At 73.9% G+C, this 15,486-nt stretch carries 16 protein-coding genes and 1 pseudogene; 8 read left to right on the plus strand and 9 right to left on the minus strand.

Annotated features, from left to right (window positions below; all coding sequences use genetic code 11):
- Positions 1–12 precede the first annotated feature (12 nt).
- Complete coding sequence (locus tag ACQPZG_RS29075; protein WP_433548645.1) at positions 13–858, minus strand: PhzF family phenazine biosynthesis protein; 846 nt, start codon at positions 856–858, stop codon at positions 13–15.
- A 205-nt stretch (positions 859–1,063) separates the two neighbouring features.
- Between ACQPZG_RS29075 and ACQPZG_RS29080 the strand changes: the two genes are divergently transcribed.
- From ACQPZG_RS29080 to ACQPZG_RS29095, 4 genes are all read left to right on the plus strand, one after another.
- The gene (locus tag ACQPZG_RS29080; protein ID WP_433548646.1) at positions 1,064–1,303 is read left to right on the plus strand and encodes a hypothetical protein; all 240 of its coding nucleotides are present in this window, start codon (positions 1,064–1,066) and stop codon (positions 1,301–1,303) included.
- Positions 1,304–1,889: 586 nt separating this feature from the next.
- On the plus strand, positions 1,890–2,390 hold the full coding sequence (locus tag ACQPZG_RS29085) for a Clp protease N-terminal domain-containing protein (protein WP_433549594.1): 501 nt from the start codon (positions 1,890–1,892) through the stop codon (positions 2,388–2,390).
- Between the two features lie 31 nt (positions 2,391–2,421).
- Positions 2,422–3,450 carry an EamA family transporter gene (locus ACQPZG_RS29090; RefSeq protein WP_433548647.1) on the plus strand — a complete coding sequence of 343 codons (1,029 nt, stop codon included), beginning with the start codon at positions 2,422–2,424 and terminating at the stop codon, positions 3,448–3,450.
- Positions 3,451–3,621: 171 nt separating this feature from the next.
- Entirely contained in the window at positions 3,622–4,599 is a 978-nt protein-coding gene (locus ACQPZG_RS29095) for a DMT family transporter (RefSeq protein ID WP_433548648.1), read from the plus strand.
- Positions 4,600–4,654: 55 nt separating this feature from the next.
- Here the strand turns inward: ACQPZG_RS29095 and ACQPZG_RS29100 are convergent, their stop codons facing one another.
- Positions 4,655–5,380: a pyridoxamine 5'-phosphate oxidase family protein gene (locus tag ACQPZG_RS29100; protein ID WP_433548649.1), complete on the minus strand. Its 726-nt coding sequence runs from the start codon at positions 5,378–5,380 to the stop codon at positions 4,655–4,657.
- Positions 5,381–5,415: 35 nt separating this feature from the next.
- On the opposite strand from ACQPZG_RS29100, the gene ACQPZG_RS29105 reads away from it, so the two are divergent.
- A complete protein-coding gene (locus ACQPZG_RS29105) occupies positions 5,416–6,765 on the plus strand; it encodes an aminotransferase class I/II-fold pyridoxal phosphate-dependent enzyme (RefSeq protein WP_433548650.1) in 1,350 nt (449 codons plus the stop codon).
- Between the two features lie 366 nt (positions 6,766–7,131).
- Here the strand turns inward: ACQPZG_RS29105 and ACQPZG_RS29110 are convergent, their stop codons facing one another.
- On the minus strand, positions 7,132–7,605 hold the full coding sequence (locus tag ACQPZG_RS29110; protein ID WP_433548651.1) for a pyridoxamine 5'-phosphate oxidase family protein: 474 nt from the start codon (positions 7,603–7,605) through the stop codon (positions 7,132–7,134).
- A gap of 124 nt (positions 7,606–7,729) precedes the next feature.
- Here ACQPZG_RS29110 and ACQPZG_RS29115 point away from each other — a divergent pair, with 124 nt between their 5' ends.
- A complete protein-coding gene (locus ACQPZG_RS29115) occupies positions 7,730–8,380 on the plus strand; it encodes an isochorismatase family protein (protein ID WP_433548652.1) in 651 nt (216 codons plus the stop codon).
- Positions 8,381–8,554: 174 nt separating this feature from the next.
- Here the strand turns inward: ACQPZG_RS29115 and ACQPZG_RS29120 are convergent, their stop codons facing one another.
- From ACQPZG_RS29120 to ACQPZG_RS29140, 5 genes are all read right to left on the minus strand, one after another.
- Positions 8,555–10,093, minus strand: a complete 1,539-nt coding sequence (locus ACQPZG_RS29120) for a bifunctional phosphatase PAP2/diacylglycerol kinase family protein (RefSeq protein WP_433548653.1) — start codon at positions 10,091–10,093, stop codon at positions 8,555–8,557.
- A gap of 398 nt (positions 10,094–10,491) precedes the next feature.
- Positions 10,492–11,235, minus strand: coding sequence for a DJ-1/PfpI family protein (locus ACQPZG_RS29125; protein ID WP_433548654.1), 744 nt, complete (start codon positions 11,233–11,235; stop codon positions 10,492–10,494).
- Between the two features lie 39 nt (positions 11,236–11,274).
- Positions 11,275–11,883 carry a DJ-1/PfpI family protein gene (locus ACQPZG_RS29130; protein ID WP_433548655.1) on the minus strand — a complete coding sequence of 203 codons (609 nt, stop codon included), beginning with the start codon at positions 11,881–11,883 and terminating at the stop codon, positions 11,275–11,277.
- A gap of 150 nt (positions 11,884–12,033) precedes the next feature.
- The gene (locus ACQPZG_RS29135; protein WP_433548656.1) at positions 12,034–12,690 is read right to left on the minus strand and encodes a DJ-1/PfpI family protein; all 657 of its coding nucleotides are present in this window, start codon (positions 12,688–12,690) and stop codon (positions 12,034–12,036) included.
- A gap of 283 nt (positions 12,691–12,973) precedes the next feature.
- Positions 12,974–13,921 (minus strand): GlxA family transcriptional regulator, encoded by a 948-nt coding sequence (locus ACQPZG_RS29140; protein ID WP_433548657.1) that lies wholly within the window; start codon positions 13,919–13,921, stop codon positions 12,974–12,976.
- A 146-nt stretch (positions 13,922–14,067) separates the two neighbouring features.
- On the opposite strand from ACQPZG_RS29140, the gene rpmF reads away from it, so the two are divergent.
- Both rpmF and ACQPZG_RS29150 read left to right on the plus strand, forming a co-directional pair.
- On the plus strand, positions 14,068–14,238 hold the full coding sequence (gene rpmF, locus ACQPZG_RS29145) for a 50S ribosomal protein L32 (protein ID WP_185033297.1): 171 nt from the start codon (positions 14,068–14,070) through the stop codon (positions 14,236–14,238).
- 99 nt (positions 14,239–14,337) lie between these two features.
- Positions 14,338–14,790, plus strand: a pseudogene (locus tag ACQPZG_RS29150) (GTP-binding protein); the annotation flags it as partial.
- 138 nt (positions 14,791–14,928) lie between these two features.
- Here the strand turns inward: ACQPZG_RS29150 and ACQPZG_RS29155 are convergent.
- Complete coding sequence (locus ACQPZG_RS29155) at positions 14,929–15,423, minus strand: Fur family transcriptional regulator (protein WP_433548658.1); 495 nt, start codon at positions 15,421–15,423, stop codon at positions 14,929–14,931.
- Between the last annotated feature and the right edge of the window lie 63 nt (positions 15,424–15,486).

Below are 15,486 nucleotides of genomic sequence, written 5' to 3' on the forward strand. Positions count from 1 at the left end.
CGGTGAGGCCGGTCAGAGGGAGATCAGGAGTTCGCCGTCGAGGACGGTGACCGCGTGGCCCGTGAGGTGCGTGCGGTCGCCGTGCAGGGCCGTGCGGACCAGGCCGGTACGGGTGCCGCCCTGGAAGCCGGTGAGTTCGCTGCGGCCCAGGCGGGCGGACCAGAAAGGCGCGAGGGCGGTGTGGGCACTGCCTGTCACCGGGTCCTCGTCGATGCCGACGGCAGGGAAGAAGCCTCGGGAGACGAAGTCGTAACCGCGCGAAGGGTCTTCGGCGGCGGCCGTCGTGATGAAGCCCCGGCGGGAAAGGGCGGCAAGCGCCCTCAAGTCGGGGGCGAGGGCGCGTACTTCCCGCTCGGAGCGGAGCTCCACGAGGTAGTCGCCGACGTTGTCGCCCGTGTAGTGGACCGACAAAGGGGCCGCGCCGAGGGCTTCGGCGAGGGAGGCGGGCTCCTCCGCAGGGAGGAGCGGGGCGGTGGGGAAGTCGAGCGTGAAGGCTCCGTCGGGGCGGGCGGTGGAGGTGAGGATGCCACTGCGGGTGGCGAAGCGGACGAGGGCGGGCGAGGCGGCACCGGTGGCCGTGCGCGTGGTGCGCAGGACGTGGGCCGTGGCGAGGGTGGCGTGGCCGCACATGTTCACCTCGGCGGTGGGGGTGAACCAACGGAGCGCCCAGTCGGCGTCCGTGTCGCCGCCCGGTGCGAGGGGGTGGGCGAACGCCGTTTCCGAGAGGTTGAGTTCGGCGGCCACGTGCTGGAGCCACGCGTCGTCGGGGAAGGCGTCGGCGTCCTCCAGGAGGAGGACGGCGGCCGGGTTGCCGTGGAAGGGAGTGTCGGTGAAGGCGTCAACGGTGCGGATGCGCATGAAGGGGAGCCTAGGGAGAGGGAACACGGAGGCGGCAGGGCCAATCCGGGGCAGGTGGACCCGGGTGGGGAGCGGGGGAGTGGTGAGGGCGGGAGGAGACGTCGTTCGGTAGGGGGAAAGTACACCCCCAATGGGTGGTTGGGGGAGGAGTGTTGGGTTTTGCGGCGTTAGGGTGCTTCGGTCGTTGTTGGGCTGAGGAGGCGTTGTGGCCGTATTCATGTTGCAGTTGGCCGAAGGTGTGGACGATGTGGTCGAGGCGCAAGCCGCCGGTCGTACCAAGTCCGGGGAGATCGTGCTGGAGTCGGCCGACGAACGCGGGAACCCGGTGCGGATCCGGACCTACCGGCCCGACGCCGTGACGGCGGTTTTCCGCCGGGGGCCCGGCGATTCGGGGAGCTACGGATGGATTCCGCAGCCGGTGAGCGGAACGTGGTGGTGTTACTGAAACGACCGTGCGGCCGGCCGGCCCCGTCGGTCGGTGCAGCGCGCCGCCGGGAAGACTCCGCGCGATGTGTGCGCGTGGCGATGCGCGATGCGCGATGCGCGCGCGTGGCGACGTAGACGTAGGGGAGCGAGTGCGCCCGGCCGGTAACGGGGCGGACCGGTGGCGGGCCCTTCGGCAATGGCGCACGAGGTCCTTCGCGCGGGTGAGGCGTGCGGCCGCGGCCGCCCCGCCGATGGAGGCCGCCTCGCCCCTCGGTGTTGACCAGGGGCGGGATCGCACGGTCGCCAGTTGCGGCCGTCGCCCGTTCCTTCCGTCCGGCGTCGTCCCGGAATCGCCCCACGCAGCCTCCGCAGCCCGGACGCTCGGCTGACGGGAGGTCAGGACCGATGGCCTCCTCCGGAAGGATGAGGAGCCGGGAGGCGGGGCCCACCCTTTGTGGGATGCACGAATGCTTCCCTGCGTGGATGTTCCGGCGAGCCTCCGCTGATGGGGTGGAGGGGTGCAGCACAGCCACGCCCGAAGGGCCTCCGGCGCCCCGGGGGCCGTCCCTCGGAGCACAGACGTCGAGACCGGACTCACCGCCGAGATGGCCACGGTGGTCGCCGGTGCGCGCCGACGGGCGCAGCGGGACGGTGATCGGCAGATCGACACCGCTCATCTGCTGCACTCCCTGATGGAGACGGACCCGGAGGTGCGGGACGCGTTCGAGGGCGGGCCGCAGGTGGCGCGGGTGCTCGGATACCTGGTACAGCGCAGCATCGGGTACGGGCTGCGCTGGCAGACAGGGGCCGAGGGCGGGGGCGGCAACGGCGCGACGGGGATGACGGGCTGGTCGCCGGCCGCCGTGACGGCGATGGAGGCCGCCCTGGAGCGGGCGGCGGCCCGAGACGCCCCGAAGGCCGTGGGTACCGACCTGCTGGCCGCGCTCGCCGCCGATCCGGACTGCCGAGCCGTGGAGGTGCTGCGCCGGGCGGGAGTCGACGCCTCGTCGCTGGCGGGCCGGTTGCACGCCGGTGCCGGAAGGCACGTGGAGGAGGACGAGGGCGGGCACGACGGCCCGCCGTCTCGACAGGTGTCATGCGGATGACGGTCCTGACTTCACCTGGCATGATGTGCCGATGCGCGTTCAGGGGAGAAGCGTCGGACTGGGGCTCGCCCTGGCGTCGGCGCTCGCATTCGGTGGATCAGGGGTCGCGGCCAAGCCGCTGATCGAGGCAGGGCTCGACCCGTTGCACGTGGTGTGGCTCCGGGTGGCCGGGGCGGCGCTCGTGATGCTGCCCGTCGCCTGGCGCCACCGCGATCTCGTACGCCGCAAACCCGCCCTGCTCGCGGGCTTCGGACTGCTCGCGGTGGCCGGTGTGCAGGCCTTCTACTTCGCTTCGCTGTCCCGGATTCCGGTCGGAGTGGCCCTGCTCGTCGAGTACTTGGCGCCCGCGCTCGTGCTGGGCTGGGTGCGGTTCGTGCAGCGTCGGCCGGTGACGCGGGCGGCGGCCCTGGGCGTGGTGCTCGCGGTGGGCGGACTCGCCTGCGTGGTCGAGGTCTGGGCGGGGCTCAGCTTCGACGTGCTGGGACTGCTGCTCGCGCTGGGCGCAGCCTGCTGCCAGGTGGGCTACTTCGTCCTGTCCGACCAGAGCGGGGAGGGCGACGACTCCGCCGACCCGTTGGGCGTCATCGCGTACGGGCTGCTGGTGGGCGCGGTGGTGCTGACCGTGGTGGCGCGGCCGTGGGGGATGAAGTGGGAACTGCTCACCGGTTCCGTCGACATGGGCGGCAGCGGGGTGCGGGCCTGGCTGCTGCTCGGCTGGATCGTCCTGGTGGCGACCGTGCTCGCGTACGTCACCGGCGTCGTCTCCGTACGGAAGCTGTCACCGCAGGTGGCGGGGGTGGTCGCGTGTCTGGAGGCGGTCGTCGCGACGGTGGCGGCCTGGGTGCTGCTGCGGGAGCACCTGTCCCTGCCCCAGATCGTGGGCGGAGCCGTGGTGCTGATCGGCGCGTTCATCGCGCAGTCGTCGACGCCGAAAGCGGCGGGCGGCGGGCCGGCGGCCACCGGCCCCGGGAGTCCTGGCGGCGCATCGGGTGACGGTCCGGGCGAGGGCGGGGTCCAGGATGCGGAAAGGGCGTTGTCCGCAGGCCGGACCACGCCGTAGGGTGACGATCATGATGCGCAGGAACGTACTTCCGCCCCCCGCCGCTCTCTAGCGCGCGGCCGGCCCACTGAGGACGAAGACCGGGCTCGGGCAGTCCCCGAGCGGCTCGTCGCTGCCCGCGCGCGGCTCGGCGAGGACCTTCCTGTCTTTCTTCTTCACGTGGAGACGTGCGTGTCTGCTTCTGTGCTGTCCGTCGGGCGTGGCCTGACGTATCTGATCGTCGCCGGATTCGCCTGGGGCACGGCGGGGGCCGCCGCCTCGCTGGTGTACGGCGTCAGTGACCTCGGACCACTGTCGCTGTCGTTCTGGCGTTGTGCGGGCGGGCTGCTGTTGCTGCTCGCCGCCCGGGGGTTCCTGCGCGGCGGTTCCGTCAGGGGGCGGGCCGGGGCCCGCGAGCCGAGGGGTCGGCGAGCGGTGCGGGTGCTGTCCACCGGGATCGCGTTCACCGTCTTCCAGAGCGCCTACTTCGCGGCCGTCCAGGACACCGGGCTCGCCGTTGCCACCGTCATCACCCTGGGCGCCGGGCCGGTGTTCATCGCGCTCGGCGCGCGGGTGCTGCTCGCCGAGCGGCTCGGTGCCGGCGGGATCCTCGCGGTGGCCGGGGCGCTGGCCGGGCTCGGTGTGCTGACGCTGGGAGGCGACAGCGGAACGGTACGACCCTCCGGCGTACTGCTGGCCCTGCTGTCCGCGGCGGCGTACGCGGTGATGACGCTGCTGACCCGGTGGCTCGGCCGGGACGGCGACGGAGCCGACCCGGTCGTGACCACCGCCTGGTCGCTCGCCGTCGGCTCGGTGTGCCTGCTGCCGCTGGCAGTGGGCGAAGGACTGCTGCCGCAGACCGCGCAGCTCGGCTCGCTGATCGGGATGCTGGTGTACATCGCCGCCCTGCCGACGGCCCTGGCCTACGTGCTCTACTTCGCCGGCGCGGCCGTCGTACGGTCCGCGACCGTGTCCGTGATCATGCTTCTGGAGCCGGTGAGCGCCGCCGTCATCGCCGTCGCCCTCCTCGACGAGCACCTGACGGCGGCCACCGTCCTGGGGACGCTGCTGCTGCTCGCGGCGGTGGCGGGCCTGGCGTACGGGGAGGCCAGGGAGGCCGCCCGGCTGCGCAGGGAGGCCCTGGTCCTCCGACCGGTCGGCAGCCGTTGAGCGGTCTCCGGCGCTCGGCCCGGCCGCCGTCGTGTTCCCCGGGCCGCCGTGCCGTTCAGAGCGCGGCGAGATAGGCGGGCAGGGGGACGGAGGGGTCGAGGTCGTCGGCGGGGACCGGTGTGCCGTGACCCCGGGTGAGCGGGAGGACGCCGGTCCAGTACGGAAGGGCCGCGTCCTTGGGCTCGTCGTTGGGGCCGCCGGTGCGGACCTTGGCCGACACCTCGTCCAGGTCCAGACGCAGTACGGCAGTGGCGGCCAGCTCCTTCGCGTTCGCGGGGCGCGAGTCCTTCGAGCGGCCGGGGACCACATGGTCGACGAGGGCGTCGAGGGCGATGCGTCGCTCGTCCACGTCCACGACCGGGCGGGCGGTGCCGAGGACCACCACGGAGCGGTAGTTGATCGAGTGGTGGAAGGCGGAGCGGGCCAGGACCAGGCCGTCGACGTGGGTGACGGTCAGGCAGACCTCGATCCCCGGAGCCTCCTCGGTGCGCCCGGCGGCACGCAGTGGGCGCGAGCCCGTCGAACCGTGCACGTACAGGCTGTCGCCCCGGCGGGCGTAGAGGGTCGGCAGGACGACCGGCGCGCCGTCGCGGACGAAGCCGAGGTGGCAGACGTAGGCCTCATCGAGTATGGACTGCACCAGTTCGCGGTCGTAGGAGGCGCGTTCGGGGGAGCGGGTCGGAATCGTGCGGTCGGTGCGGGCGTAGGTGTCGGAAGGAGGGACGCCGGGAACGGACCCGCGGGCGGGTTCCTGGGCGGTGGCGGGGCTGCTGTCCTGCATCGCGCTCTCCATTGCACTAGTGCATACTGTTGTTTGTGCTAGGAGATTATCGGATCAGTGGTCGGCGTGCAGCAGAGATTTCGGCGAGCGTGGAGCGGGCGGTGGGCGCCGGCGCCTTGGCGCCGGGCCAGCTGCTGCCCCCGATGCGCGAGTTGGCGGTGGAACTCGGGGTCAACCCCAACACCGTGGCGTCCGCGTACCGGACGCTGCGGGAGCGCGGGGTCATCGAGACGGCCGGCCGACGGGGAAGCCGCATCCGGGCCCGGCCGGTCAGCACGGCGCGGGACTCGGTCCGGGTGGACGTCCCGGCGGGAGTGCGCGATCTGTCCCTGGGCAATCCGGACGCCTCGCTGCTGCCGTCGCTGCGGGACTCGCTGGTGTGGGCGGCCGAGCGCGCCGACGAACGACCTGGACTGTACGGCGAGGACGCCGTCGACCCGGAGTTGGCGCGACTGGCCCGCGCGGAGTTCGACACGGCAGGCGTCCCCGGCGGGCCGGTGGCGGTGGCTTCCGGCTCCCTGGACGCGATCGAGCGGGCGCTCGCCGTGCACCTGAAACCGGGGGACGCGGTCGCCGTGGAGGACCCGGGGTGGCGCGCGATGCTCGACCTGGTGCCCGCGCTCGGACTGCGGGCCGTCCCGGTGGCCGTGGACGACGAGGGTCCGCTGCCGCACGCGGTGGAGCGGGCGCTGCGGGACGGGGCGCGTGCGCTCGTCGTGACGGCCAGGGCGCAGAACCCCACGGGGGCCGCGGTGAGTTCGGGGCGAGCCCGGGAGCTGCGGGCGGTGCTCGCGGCGTACCCGACGGTGCTGGTGGTCGAGGACGACCACGGGCACGGAATCGTGGATCTTCCGGTGCATCCCGTGGTGGCCGGCGAGGAACGCGGCGGCCCGTGGCTGTTCGTGCGGTCGGTTTCGAAGGGCTACGGGCCGGATCTGCGGGTCGCGGTGGTGACCGGGGACGCGGAGACGGTGGACCGGGTGCGGGGGAGGCAGCGGCTCGGACCCGGGTGGGTGAGCCTGCTGCTGCAGCGGGCGGTGGTACGGCTGTGGCGGACGGGGGCCGTCGACACGGCGGCTGTGGCGCGGTCGTACGGGCAGCGGCGGGACGCGTTGATCGCGGCGCTGGCGGAACGGGGGGTCGCGGCGCACGGGCGGAGCGGGATGAACGTGTGGGTGCCGGTGGGGGACGAGACCGGGGTGGTGGCGCGGATGCTGCACGCGGGGTGGGCGGTGGCCCCGGGGGCGAGGTTCCGGGTGGCGGCGGGGCCGGGGGTCCGGGTGACGGTGTCGGGGCTCGGCGCGGACGCGGGCGACATCGTGCGGGTCGCGGATGCGGTGGGGGCGGCGGTGGGGCCGGGGGTCGCGGGGCGGCGGTACGAGTGAGGAGGCCGGGGAGCGAGTTCTGTCAGGAATGGGCTGCTGCTGACACTGTGGTGAGGAGCGTCGAGCCGCCGTTCGTCCATGTGGTGTGCGAGCGCGCGACACAACTCCTCCTGGTAGCAACGGGGTTGCGGAGGCGGGGCGCACCCGGCCCGGACGCGGTCCGGTGCTGGACCGCGTACGGATCGTTCCCGTACGGCACGCGAGGCGACGGCGCGTGTACGCGGCGTGGCGGGCGCGCGGACGCCGAGCGGCGGCCGAGGGTCCGGGCGGCCGTGGGCGTGCTCGCCGAGGCGGGAGCGCGCGTGTCGAGGTGACGCCGTGAGGACGGCGGGGCGGGGTGCGCGGGGTTCGGTCCCCCGGGGGCGCTCAGAGAGCGGCCAGTTTGCGGAAGTCCCAGGAGACGACCGATTCCGGCGCCAGACGCAGCCAGGCGTGGCGGCCGTCGTGCGGCATCTCGTCGAGGTGGAAGTACTTCGCGGCGAACAGGGCCTCGGGGCCGTCGAGTTCGGGGCATGGCTCGCCCGTACGGGGGGCCTCGCCGACGAAGGTCGCGGTGCCGGTGAGCTCGACGCCGCGCAGATCCGCGTACTGCGTGCCGTCGTCCACCACGACGGCGATGCGCGGATCCTTGCGGAGCTGTGCCCAGCGGCGGCTGCGGGTGATCGAGTACAGCCACAGTGACGTGCCGTCCCAGACGAACCACAGAGCGCCGACGTGCGGGGCGCCGTCCGCCGAGACGGTGGCCACCCGGCAGGTGCGCTGCTCCGTGAGGTAGGTGTCGCGTTCGGCGTCGCTCATCATGATGCGGCGCCCGCGGCGCTGCGTGCCGTTCTGTGTCATCACGGAGCCCCTGGGGCGAAGGAGTTGATGTGGCGTCAGGAAGCATGCGTGCTCTTCCTCCGGTACGCAATGGCCGTTAGTCTCGCGCGCGTTCGCGGGGAGCCAGGAGCGGAGGGACGTCGCCATGCCGTCGCAGCGACTACTCGCGGGAGAACTGGTCCCCCAGACGACCGTGCTGCTCACCGTGGAGTGCCAGGAAGGGGTCGTGGGCGAGCACGGAGCGCTGCCCGAACTAGCCTCGCAGGCACGGGAGTCCGGCGTACTGGAGAACGTGGCACGACTGGTGGACGCGGCCCACCGGGCCAGGGTGCAGGTGATGCACGCGGTCGCCGAACGGCGGCCGGACGGGCGCGGCGCGAACCGCAACGCGCGGCTCTTCCGGGCGGCGGAGCGACTGCCCGTGCAGCAGGTGACCGGGACGTCGGCGGTACGGGTGGCGGCCCCCATCGAGGTGGCGGAATCCGACTTCGTCGTGCGGCGGCTGCACGGGCTGTCGCCGGTGGCGGGAACCGGGGTGGAGGCGATGCTGCGGAACCTCGGCTGCCGCTCGGTGGTGGTGTCGGGGGTCTCGGTGAACGTGGCGGTGTCGAACGCCGTGTTTGACCTCGTCAACGCGGGGTTCGGAGTCGTGGTGGCGAGGGATGCCGTGGCAGGGGTGCCGAGGGAGTACGCGCAGGCGGTGGTGCGGTACTCCCTGGCGCTGGTGGCGGAGGTGGTGTCGACGGGGGACATCGTGGCGTGCTGGGAGCGGGGAGGGAGGTGTGGCCCCGGGTGAGGCCTCCGCTTGTGTGTGGTCGCTGGGGGTGCGAGGGCGGGGATCAGGGGCGGGGCGGCTGAGTGGCGGAGGTGGTGTCGGCGGGGATGTTGCGGCGTGCTGGGAAGGGGAGGGGGTGGGGTTCCGGTGTTGCGTCCGGTTCCGGGGTCGCTGAGGGTGTGAAGGCGGCGAGGATCAGCGGAGGGGCGGTTGAGTGGCGGCGGCGGTGGCGGTGCGGATCGACTGGCGGATCTCGTCGAGGGGCTTGGACGGGGCGTAGACCGTGAGGGCCGCGGGAGACTTGGCGAGGTGGAGCGTGTCGGGCGCGGGCGTGGTCTCGCCGTCGTGGGCGAGGAGGTCCACCTGCGCGAGGCCGGTCAGCGAGAGGCGTTCGACGCGTTCGGCGCGGAAGACGTGGGACCGGCCGAGGGCACCGGCCAGGGCGGAGATCACCAGGCGGGTGCGGGCCAGCCGGGCCTCGGCGTCGACGGTACGGACGTCCAGCAGGCCGTCGTCGAGCCGGGGGCGGTGCGTGGGCGCCAGCCCGTCCGGCAGGTAGCGGCCGTTGCCCGCGAACAGCAGCCACAGCGACCGCCGTTCGCCGTCGAGTGTGATGTCGAGCGGGGTGGCGTCGCGCAGGACGCCGAAGAGGGAGAGGGCAGCGGCGGGCCACTTCCCGAGACGCCCCTCCCACTGCTCCCGTCGGCGCACCAGCTCGGGGTAGAGGCCGATGCTGAAGGTGTTCACGAAGTCCGTGACGCGTGCGCCGTCCCCGTCCGTGACCTGGGCCAGGTCCACCCGTACCGCCTCGCCGTACTGGACCGCGTGCGCGGTGTCCTCGAACGTGGTGGTGCCCGCGTCCAGGGCGAAGTGGTTCAGGGTGCCTCCGGGGAAGACCGCCAGCGGGAGACCGGCGCGCGCGGCTCGTGCCGCCGCCGCGCTCACCGTGCCGTCGCCTCCGCAGACGCCCAGGACCCCGGCCCGCTCACCCGCCCGTGCCACCGCTTTGTCCAGGACGCCCATGAGGTCGTCGCCCGTGCCGCAGGTCATGATCTCGGCTTCGGGGAGGAGCAGCCGCAGGTGTTCGCGGGCGGGCAGCCGACCCGGAACGCCCTTGCCCGAGCCCGGGTTGACCACCACGACAAGCCCCTCGCCGCGGGGCAGCGCGGGCGCCTCCACCCGGGTGCGACCGTCGCGTACGTACGCGGGGCGCGGCGGCCACCAGTGACAGGTGACGGCCGCGGCGGCCACGCCCAGCGCACATCCGGCGAGCACGTCACCCGGGAAGTGCACGCCGACGTAGACCCGGGAGAAGGCCACCGCGGCGGCGGCCGGCGCGAGCAGCGCACCGTACCGGGGCGCCTCCAGCGCCACCCCGGTGACGAAGGCCGCCGCCGAGGCCGAGTGGCCGGAGGGGAAGGAGGACGTCCAGGGGGCCCTCGACGGGCGCCGGACGAACGGGACGACCTCGAAGGCGGGCCGGTTGCGGCGTACCGCGAACTTGGCGACCGCGTTGGTGGTCAAGGACGCCAGGGCGAGCGAGCCCACGCCGCGGCGGGCCGCACGCCGGGCGGCCGGACCGCCGACCGCGGCCAGGACCGCCGCCGTGCCGAGCCACAGCCGGCCGTGGTTCGCTGCGGTGGACAGGGCGGGCAGGACCCGGTCCGCGCCGGGGATATGGGCGGCGGCCACCTTGTCGAACCAGCGGTGGTCGATCCTGCTGAGGCGCGTCATGTCACTTGCGTACCCGGTGACGGGGCGATAAGCCCGCTGGAGGGGGCCGAGCGGGTGGAGCACGGTGCGGGACCCGCGGTGGGTGCGCGCGGGTCCCGCTGCGTCGCGCCGCCGGGGCGGGGTGACCGCGGCGCGTGTCCCCGTGCCGTGCGGGCTCCCTCCCCTCGGCCGGGCCGGGTACGGCCGCCCCCCGGGGCCGCCTCCTCCCCGGCCGACCCCGGGCCGTGAGGGTTCCCTCCCCTCGGCCGGGCCGGGTACGGCCGCTCGGCCGAGCCCTGGCCGCCCCCCGGCCGCCCTCTGGACTCCCCGGCCGCTCCCTGACCGACCCCTGGCCGCCCCCGGCCGACCCCCGCCCGCCCGGTGAGGTCGCCGCCGGTCGGTTTCCGTCGCCGACCCGGTCAGCCCTTCCTGGGGCCTGCGGTCCAGACGGTTCCCCGCGCCTCGTACTCCAGCATGGCCTCCAGGCCGAGGGCGGCGTCGACGCCCAGTTCGCGTTGGACCAGGCGCAGAGCGAGCTCCAGGCCGGAGGTGACCCCTCCGGCGGTGACGAGATCGCCGTCGTCGACGACGCGGGCGTTCTTCAGGACCCCGCCCTGCTTTTCGAGGTCGGCCTTGGCCCGGTGGTGGGTGGTGCAGGGCCGGCCGCGGGTCAGGCCGGCGGCGGAGAGCAGCATCACACCGGTGCACAGGGCGCTGATGGTCAGCCCCGGCCGCGGAGCCCGCGCCAGTGCCCGGGGGAGGGCGCCCCGCTGGATCTCCGCCCATACACCGGGGTCCTCGCGACGGGCGTAGCCCCCGCCGGGGACGACCAGGAGGTCGGCCTTCTCCGGGGCCCAGGCGTGGTCGGCGCGCAGTCGGGTGCCGTAGGCGGCGGTGACGGTACGGGGGCCGTCGAGCGCCACGTAACGGACGTCGACGTCGCGGTCGGTGAAGTGGTCGGACGCGGCGAACACCTCGTAGGGGGCGGCGAGATCGAGTTCCTCCACCCCGTCGAAGAGCACCACGTGCACGCGGAGGGGGGCGGCGTCGGCGCGCCGGGGCGCGGCACCGGTGCTCGCGGTGGCGAAGGATGCGGGGGCGCCGGTGGCAAGTCCGGTGACGCCGACGGTGGTTGCGGTGCGCAGGAGGGTACGTCGCTTCACGGAGGGTCTCTTTCTGGGCGGTCGGTTGGGAGCGGAAGGTCAGTGGACGAGCGGTTCGTCGGAGAGGTAGGGGGGCGCCGGGTCGTACTGGAGTTCGCGCCGCACGGCACGGGCGTGGTCCCGGCCGTGCAGGTGGCCGACGAGCCACAGGGCGCTGTCGATTCCGGCGGACACGCCCTGGCTGGTGAGGAGGCCGCCGTCGACGACGTAGCGCGGCGCGGACAGCACCGTCACGTCCCCGCGGGCCGCAAGTGCCGCCTCGTACCGCCAGTGCGTGGCCACCCGACGGCCGCGGGCGGGTCCGGCGGCGTGCAGGAGGAAGGCGCCGGTGCAGACGCCGACGACCCAGTCGGCCCGCGCGGCCCGGTCGGCGATCCAGCCGGTGACGCGGGGATTGTGCGGTTCGGTCTCGCGGGCCCCGGAGCCGCCGGGGACGAGCAGGACGTCCAGGGGCGGGTGTTCGTCCAGGCCGTGGTCCGGCAGGACGCGCATGCCGTTGGCGCAGTGGACGGGGCCGGAACCCTCGGCGAGCAGCACGGCGGTGTCCGCACCGTCGCGCAGTGCCGCGGAGGTGGTGAAGACCTCCCACGGGCCGCTGAAGTCGAGTTCTTCGACGGTGTCGAAGAGAAGGATGCCGTACGTGGTCATGGTGCAGCCGTTCCGGGAAGAGGCGGTTCGGTGTCGGTGGGGCGGGGCGGCCACGGAGGAACCCGAGGCGGGGCGGCCACGGAGGAACCTGGGGCGGGCCGGCCACCGAGAATCCCGAGGCGGGCCGGCCACGGAGGAACCCGAGTGCGCTCAGCGGGTGTGCACGACGCCTCGGCGCTCGTACTCCAGGACCGTCTCGGCGAGCAGTGCCGTGTCCGGGCCGAAGTACCGTTCCAGGAGCCAGATTCCGAGGTCGATGCCCGAGGTCACGCCCCCGCAGGTCACGAGGTCGCCGTCGTCGACGACCCGGCCGCCGACCACGTTTCCGCCCTCCCGGCGCAGTTCGTCCTGGGCGATGTGGTGGGTGGTGCAGCGTCGCCCGGACGTCAGACCCGCCGCGGAGAGGAGCATGGTGCCCGTGCACACGGCCCCGAACACGAGACCCTTCCTCGGGGCGGCCGCGAGGGCCCGCGGCAGCACGCCCCGCTTGATCTCCCGCTGGAGGCCGGAGCCGTCGCCGTACCCGGCGCCGGGGACGATGATCACGTCCGCCGAGCGGGGCGACCAGGCGTCCCGGCACCGGATCTCCATACCGGCCGCGGAGATCACTCTGCGCGGCCCTTCGGCGTGCACGAAGGACTGCTTGACGAGTTCCTCACCGGCGATGCCGAGCACCTCCACGTGCCCGGCGAAGTCCTGTTCCTCGACGCCGTCGTAGAGCACGGTGTGGACGCGCAGCGGGCGCGCGCGGCGGGGCGCGGATGCGGCGTGCGACGGCGTGCGGGCGTCGGCGGTGTGGGTGGACATGGCGCCTCCGTACGGAGAGGCGGCGCGGTGTGGCGCGGCCGCCGGCGAGTGGGAACGCGCCCAGTCTTCCGACGGCTGCGGACCCAGGGAACCGGCACTCGTGCCGCTGGTGCGCAAGATGCGGCCAACCCCGCGTCCGGGCTGCCCCCGCGTGTGCGGCGACCGGCCCAGGCGCAGCCGAGGACGCACCCACGTGCGTGCGCTCGCGCCGGCCTCCGGTCGCACGCTCGCACGCGGGCGTCCGCCCGCCGGCCTCCGGTCGCACGTCCCGTGCGCCCGGCTCTCAGCCGCGGAAGGTCGTCCGGTAGGCGGAGGGTGTGGTGCCGACCTGGCGGGCGAAGTGGTGGCGCAGCGTCTCGACGGAGCCGAACCCGCACGCCTCGGCCACCCGCGGCAGCGGCAGTGCCGTCGTCTCCAGGAGTTCCCGGGCCCGCTGCACGCGCTGGGTGAGCAGCCAGCGCAGCGGGGTGGTCCCGGTCTGGGCGCGGAAGTGCCGGGCCAGGCTGCGGCGGCTCATCATCGCGTGCGTGGCGATGTCGGCCAGGCTCAGCGGTTCGCCGAGCTTGCCGCGCAGCCACTCCAGGGTGTCTCCCAGGTCGGACACGTCCTCCACGGGCGTCCGGTACTCGATGAACTGCGCCTGCCCGCCGGTGCGTTGGGGCGGCATCACCAGCATGCGGGCGGCCTTCGCGGCCACCGCCGCGCCGTGGTCGCCGCGGATCATGTGCAGGCACAGGTCGAGCCCGGCGGCGATTCCGGCCGAGGTGAGCACCGGTCCCTCGTCCACGTAGAGCACGGACGGGTCCACCCGCGTGGCCGGGAACTGTTCCGCGAGCAGGTCGGCGAACCGCCAGTGGGTGGTCGCGCGCCGTCCGTCCAGCAGCCCGGCGTGGGCGAGGGCGAAGGCTCCCGTACAGATGGAGGCGATGCGGGCCCCGCCGGCCGCCGCCTCCCGCAGCAGGTCCAGGGCGCGGGCGGAAGGGACCTGGTCGTGCGGGATGCCCGGCACGACGACGGTGTCCGCGCCCAGGGCGTCGCCCCAGCCGTACGGGGAGGAGATCCGGAACGTCTCGAACGGGCCGGCGGTAGCGGCCACCGACCGGTCGACACAGACCCGCACCTCGTAGACCGGCGTTCCGTCGTCCCCACGGGGAAGCGCGAACGCCTGGCAGGGGATGGTCAGATCGAAGGCTGACACCCCGTCAAGTGCGAGTACGGCGACCACGTGCATGTGTCGGGAGCCTACGCGAGCGGCACGGGGACGGATGCGGGCGGTCGTGCGCGGGGGAGCTTTCCGCCGAGACCCGCGCCACTCTCTTGGTAATGGGATCCATTTTCATGTAGCGTGATCCGCGTCAAAGGATCGAGGAGGCCCCCATGGCTGTTCCCAAGCGGAAGATGTCCCGCAGCAACACCCGTCACCGTCGCGCCCAGTGGAAGGCCAGCACCCCCCGGCTCGTGCCGATCACGGTGGACGGCACCAGCTACCTGGTGCCTCAGCGGCTGGTCAAGGCGTACGAGCGCGGCCTGCTGCGCCCCGAGGACTGAACCCGCGTGAGCCACCGCCGTCTGCCGGTCACCGTGCTGTCCGGGTTCCTCGGCGCGGGGAAGACCACCCTGCTCAACCACGTCCTGAGCAACCGTGAGGAACTCAACGGCGACCACGTCCCGGAGACCGAGGAGTACGGCATCTCCTCCACCGTCTTCCGCGCCGACCGGCCGTTCCACCCCGGCCGGTTGTGGACCCTGGTGACCGAACAGCTCGACAGCGGGCGCTACGGACAGGTCCTGCGGTCGAAGGGGTTCTTCTGGATCGCCACCCGGCCACGCGTGACGGGGCTGTGGTCGCAGGCGGGTTCCGTCGCCCGCTTCGAACCCTCGGGCGCCCGGGACGACGGCCACCGGCAGGGCCAGGAACTGGTCTTCATCGGCACCGGACTGCGGACCGACGTGCTGCGGGCCGACCTGACCGCCTGCCTGCTGGCCGACGGCGAACCGGCGCCCGCCGAGGACGCCTTCCCCGCCTGGGAGACCCACGGCATCGACGACGTCTGCGCGCACGACCCCGGTCCGGTGGCCGCCGGAGTCGCCCGCGCATGAGAACTCCGGGCCGGACGGTGGTCGCAGCCACGACACCGTCCGGCCCGGCCCGGCCACCGCCCCGCCCGGCCCGGCCACCGTCCCGCTCGCCCTGGCCCCGCCCCGCTCGCCCCGGCCCCGCCCCGCGGAGGCCGGGGCTCAGCCGTGTGCGTGCGGCCGGTCGTCGCGGGGTGAGCCGGCCCGAACCGGTCCGGCTGCCGCAGCGGCGTCCCCTGTGGTCCCGTCGCCCCGGCACTCGGCGCACACCCCGGTGAGTTCGAGGGTGTGCCGGACCTCTGCGAACCCGGTCGACCGGGCGACGTCGGTGACCCAGCGCTCGACGACCTCCGCGTCCAGGGGCCGGCCCCTGCGGCAGAGGCGGCAGACGAGGTAGTGGCGGTGTTCCGCCTCGGGCCGGTACCGGTAGCGCCTCTCCCCGAGCTCGTCGCGTACGACGTCGGCGCTCCCCGCCCGTTCCAGGTCCCGCAACGCCCGGTACACGGTGGTCAGTCCCACGTGCGTGCCCGTATCGCTCATCGACGCGTGGAGTCCCTGCGCCGAGACGAAATCGGCGCGGTCGGCGAGTGCCTGTGCGACGGAGGCGCGCTGCCGGGTCCTGCGTCTGCTTCTCCTCGTCCCGGTGGGTGTCGCCATCGCCGTTCGTCCTCCTTGCCCCTGTTCCGTGTGCAACCGGCTCGGGGCCCGTGGGCGCGGGAC

This window comes from Streptomyces sp. CA-294286, assembly GCF_050947155.1.
Classification (GTDB): Bacteria; Actinomycetota; Actinomycetes; order Streptomycetales; family Streptomycetaceae; genus Streptomyces.

What these genes read in the sequence shown, in the direction of transcription:
- ACQPZG_RS29075 (WP_433548645.1), bottom strand. Translation starts at nt 858, where the DNA reads ATGCGCATCCGCACCGTTGACGCCTTCACCGACACTCCCTTCCACGGC.
- ACQPZG_RS29085 (WP_433549594.1), top strand. Translation starts at nt 1,890, where the DNA reads ATGGCCACGGTGGTCGCCGGTGCGCGCCGACGGGCGCAGCGGGACGGT.
- ACQPZG_RS29090 (WP_433548647.1), top strand. Translation starts at nt 2,422, where the DNA reads ATGCGCGTTCAGGGGAGAAGCGTCGGACTGGGGCTCGCCCTGGCGTCG.
- ACQPZG_RS29100 (WP_433548649.1), bottom strand. Translation starts at nt 5,380, where the DNA reads ATGCAGGACAGCAGCCCCGCCACCGCCCAGGAACCCGCCCGCGGGTCC.
- ACQPZG_RS29110 (WP_433548651.1), bottom strand. Translation starts at nt 7,605, where the DNA reads ATGACACAGAACGGCACGCAGCGCCGCGGGCGCCGCATCATGATGAGC.
- ACQPZG_RS29115 (WP_433548652.1), top strand. Translation starts at nt 7,730, where the DNA reads ATGCCGTCGCAGCGACTACTCGCGGGAGAACTGGTCCCCCAGACGACC.
- ACQPZG_RS29120 (WP_433548653.1), bottom strand. Translation starts at nt 10,093, where the DNA reads ATGACGCGCCTCAGCAGGATCGACCACCGCTGGTTCGACAAGGTGGCC.
- ACQPZG_RS29130 (WP_433548655.1), bottom strand. Translation starts at nt 11,883, where the DNA reads ATGACCACGTACGGCATCCTTCTCTTCGACACCGTCGAAGAACTCGAC.
- ACQPZG_RS29135 (WP_433548656.1), bottom strand. Translation starts at nt 12,690, where the DNA reads ATGTCCACCCACACCGCCGACGCCCGCACGCCGTCGCACGCCGCATCC.
- ACQPZG_RS29140 (WP_433548657.1), bottom strand. Translation starts at nt 13,921, where the DNA reads ATGCACGTGGTCGCCGTACTCGCACTTGACGGGGTGTCAGCCTTCGAT.
- rpmF (WP_185033297.1), top strand. Translation starts at nt 14,068, where the DNA reads ATGGCTGTTCCCAAGCGGAAGATGTCCCGCAGCAACACCCGTCACCGT.
- ACQPZG_RS29155 (WP_433548658.1), bottom strand. Translation starts at nt 15,423, where the DNA reads ATGGCGACACCCACCGGGACGAGGAGAAGCAGACGCAGGACCCGGCAG.